We start from the raw sequence: 3,596 nt of genomic DNA on the forward strand, positions 1-3,596 counted from the left end.
TCGACGTTTTCTCCGCCCCGCAGCTGGCAGCTGTGGTAACTGATGACTTCATTCCAGAGTCGCCCGAGCAACTGCTGGTTTACCCGCTGCTGATCATCTTTCGACAGTCCGGACTCCACGCTGAACAGCGAGATCTTTGTCTCAGGCTCCGTCCACCATTGCAGGTCGTAGCCCATGAAGTTTTCTTTCTTCGCCGGTTTCAGTTTGAGTCCCTGCAGGCGCAGATACTCGTAAGGCTCGTCGTTTGGCAGCGCGGCAACGAACGGCAAAGTTGCTGACGTTGGCGCGGTAAGTTTGGCCGCGGCGAGTTTAACCGGCAGCTTCTTTCCCTGCGGACTTTGCCATTCACCCTGCCAGCCATTGGCAGTCTCTTCCAGCTTCAGAGTCGGCAGCGGTTTATCGTCGCCATAGCGGTTGTTGCCCTCAACGAGATTCAACGTGCTGTCTTGCAGCGAACCGCTGAGTTCCAGGTCGCGGTGATACTTCTCATAGAAGTAGCGGCCGGTGACTTCATCCTGCTGCGTGGTGTTGAGCTCCAGCACAATCGGCATCTTGCCCAGCGTGCCGGTGAACACGCGGCGGCCATCTTCGGCATGGGCAGTGGAGATGAGTGTGAACAGCGCCGCAGCGTATGGCGCCAGGCGCAGCAGTCCCTTGAGCATGGATCAATCCTTGAAGGAATCGGAGGTCGCGTCGGCGCATAGGCGCCGGCGCTGAAAAATACGCTGCGGATTATGACGTGGGTAGCTTAACGATTCGAGTTTTCTCGCTCGTAATTTTTAAGCCAGGCTTCGCGCTCCAGGGCCGCAATTTCCTGAACCTTTTGATGGCGACGCTCCTTGGCAGCATGAAGCTGGACGTCATCAAGAAAGCAGTAATGACGCAGCCAGTGAAGCGCCATTTCCTCATTCGGAAAGTAGTAAGACTTGGCGCCCTTACTGCTTCTGGGCGTGTCATTCATTTGCTCGTCAAATACCATCGCTATGATTTCATCCGGTGGCAAAGAGCCCGTATGAGCGACCTTGTCCTGGAAGATCCATGCAATCTCATCAATGTGTTTTTGCGCGCTACGATGGCTACGTCGATAAAAGCGATGATGCTCACAAGTCTGCTGCACCCGCGCCAACATCAATTCAGGGTTTAGCCACTGCCCGAGGTCATGATGATGTGCGTTGATCACCAACCCCTTGACCCAGCGATCAATAAATCGCGCAATGACGCCCTCAGTATCAGCCTTCTTGACGTCAGCCAAAATCACGCAATAACGGGTTTTGATGTGAATGACCAGCAGCACATGTTTGCGTTGTACCGTTATCGCGTGCACCAGCCACTGCTCGTCAGCGCCGCTCAACTCATCATCTTCAATGATTGAGGACGGTGGATTAGCATCCAACGGCGTGATCTTTTTGCCCTTGTGAACACGGCTGAAAAACTTGCTGGCTGCTTCGGTGCAATTGAAGATCAACATCCTGGTTCTCTGGTCATTGCTGGAGCACGGCGCTCAGTTATCGATTTTGGTTTCTAACGCTGCAGCTTGGCAATGGTTCATTTAAGCGAGATAAACAGCAACACGATAATCAGCAATCCAATATAAACCCACGCATGCACCCGATCCGCTATCCGCCCGATCCACGGCGTGGCTAACCGAATCCCGACCAACGATCCCAGCGTCAGCACCGCAAACGCCAGCAAATCCACATACCCGACAAACCACACCCCCAGCTCTGCCTGACTGAACCTGGCCAGCGCCATGTACGTCAGCGTCCCGGCCACTGCCACCGGCACGCTCAACGGGTTAGCCATGGACGTGGCTTGCGACATGCTCAGCCCGCAGCGACGCAAAAGCGGTACGGTCATGACGCTTCCTCCTACGCCGAGGAACGTGGCGATGGCGCCGATGCCTACACCGCCGCCGGACGTTTCTGTCCTGCTGAGTCGGCGTGGGATGACGCCTTCGTTGCGGGTGAGAAAGCCGCGCCTGAGCAGGCAGTCGATAATGGTCACGCCGAGGTAGGCGATGAAGGCATAGCGAATGACCTCGCCGCTGACCCATACCGCCGCGATCGCGCCGAGGATCGCACCGAGGGCGATGAAGCTGCCGAGCGGCCACAAATAATGGCGGATCAGGTTGCCGGCGCGGCGGTGTTTGTCGGTGGCGATCAGGGCGTTGACGATCATCACGCAGGTCGAGGTGGCGACGGCGATGTGCATCGCCGACTGGCCGATGGGGTCGTCGGCGCCGTGGCTGGCGCTGAGCAGGCGATACAGCAGCGGCACGACGACGAAGCCGCCGCCGAAGCCGAACAGGACGGCGGTGATGCCGGTCAGGCAGCCGAACAGGGTCAGCAGAATGTAGAACATGGCGCGTTATCCGATGAGGGCGAGCGGCCGACGATAGAGCCACGCGGCCTGGCCTGCTTCAGCAACTCAGCCAATAATGTTTGCGTTTACGCCAACTACCGGAAAACGCTTGATGCGCAATGTTTCGATCAATCTGCTGGATCACACGCCGCGCCCGGTGGTGGCGATTGGTACGGATTATTCCCACGGCCAGCTGTTGCCATTTCATACGCATCGGCGGGCGCAATTGTTGTATGGCGCTACCGGAGTGATGCAGGTCCGCACCCATGACGGCAACTGGGTGGTGCCGCCACAGCGGGCGGTGTGGGTTCCGCCGGGGGTGGCGCATGAGGTGTTGATGCTGGGGGTGAGCACGCGCAGCGTGTACATCGAGCCGGGGACGGTGGACTTGGGAGCGCGTTGCCAGGTGATCAGTGTTTCGCCGTTGATGCGGCACCTGTTGATGGAAGCGGTGGAGGTGTCGCTGGCCTATGAGCTCGAGGGTCGCGATGGCGTGCTGATCGAGCTGTTGCTGCATGAACTGGCGCGCAGCGCGCCCCTGCCCCTGCACATTCCGCTGCCGTCTGACGGAAAACTCCTGGCGTTGTGTCAGAACTTTCTGCGTCAGCCGAACGCGCATCAGTCGCCGCAACACTGGGCCGAGCAGTTGCACATAAGCTTGCGTACCTTCAACAGATTGTTTCGGCAGCAGACCGGGTTGAGCTTCAGCCAATGGCGGCAACAGGCTTGCGTGGTGCTGGCACTGGCACGGCTGGCAGCCGGTGAAGCGGTAACGCGGATCGCCCTGGACTTCGGTTATGAGAGCCCGGCGGCGTTCTCGACGATGTTCCGGCGCATGCTCGGTCAGGCACCGTCCGTCTGGTTGGAGGCGGCGAACTAGGGCAAATCAAAAAATGCGTTTGATCCCGGCCGAAAACAACTGTACAAAAACACAGTACATTTTCAATCAGCACTCTTGAGCCCGGAGCACACCATGGCCTCTCTTGCGATGAACCACATCCTCGAACGCATTGCCCTTTTCCAGTTCACCCCGACGCACTGCGTCCAGGCCCGAGCGATGCTGGGCTGGAGCGTGGAACAGCTGTCGCGCGAGGCGGAGGTCGCGGCGGACGACATCCAGCGGTTTGAAGCGCAGCAGGACGTGGCGGATGCAGCGCGATTGGCGTTGGCGTATCGGTTTGAGGCACAGGGGTTGGTGTTCTTTCCGGGGTTTGCGCCGGGGCGCAGTGCGAGTA

The 3,596-nt window shown here is 58.6% G+C and carries 4 protein-coding genes and 1 pseudogene; 2 read left to right on the forward strand and 3 right to left on the reverse strand.

Annotation, left to right across the window (positions count from 1 at the left end):
- The 3 genes and pseudogenes from DBR24_RS32110 to DBR24_RS13160 all read right to left on the reverse strand — a co-directional run.
- Positions 1 to 662, reverse strand: a pseudogene (locus tag DBR24_RS32110) (hypothetical protein); the annotation flags it as partial.
- Positions 663 to 748: 86 nt separating this feature from the next.
- Positions 749 to 1,468: a hypothetical protein gene (locus DBR24_RS13155; RefSeq protein ID WP_128614978.1), complete on the reverse strand. Its 720-nt coding sequence runs from the start codon at positions 1,466 to 1,468 to the stop codon at positions 749 to 751.
- A gap of 77 nt (positions 1,469 to 1,545) precedes the next feature.
- On the reverse strand, positions 1,546 to 2,361 hold the full coding sequence (locus tag DBR24_RS13160) for a sulfite exporter TauE/SafE family protein (protein WP_128614979.1): 816 nt from the start codon (positions 2,359 to 2,361) through the stop codon (positions 1,546 to 1,548).
- A 112-nt stretch (positions 2,362 to 2,473) separates the two neighbouring features.
- Between DBR24_RS13160 and DBR24_RS13165 the strand changes: the two genes are divergently transcribed.
- A complete protein-coding gene (locus tag DBR24_RS13165; protein ID WP_128614980.1) occupies positions 2,474 to 3,241 on the forward strand; it encodes a helix-turn-helix domain-containing protein in 768 nt (255 codons plus the stop codon).
- A gap of 93 nt (positions 3,242 to 3,334) precedes the next feature.
- Positions 3,335 to 3,596, forward strand: a 262-nt coding sequence (locus DBR24_RS13170) for an XRE family transcriptional regulator (protein ID WP_128614981.1), incomplete at its 3' end; no start/stop codon positions are given.

The sequence above is a fragment of the Pseudomonas sp. HMWF006 genome (assembly GCF_003061205.1).
Classification (GTDB): domain Bacteria; phylum Pseudomonadota; class Gammaproteobacteria; order Pseudomonadales; family Pseudomonadaceae; genus Aquipseudomonas; species Aquipseudomonas monsensis.

What these genes read in the sequence shown, in the direction of transcription:
- DBR24_RS13165 (WP_128614980.1), top strand. Translation starts at nt 2,474, where the DNA reads ATGCGCAATGTTTCGATCAATCTGCTGGATCACACGCCGCGCCCGGTG.
- DBR24_RS13155 (WP_128614978.1), bottom strand. Translation starts at nt 1,468, where the DNA reads ATGTTGATCTTCAATTGCACCGAAGCAGCCAGCAAGTTTTTCAGCCGT.
- DBR24_RS13160 (WP_128614979.1), bottom strand. Translation starts at nt 2,361, where the DNA reads ATGTTCTACATTCTGCTGACCCTGTTCGGCTGCCTGACCGGCATCACC.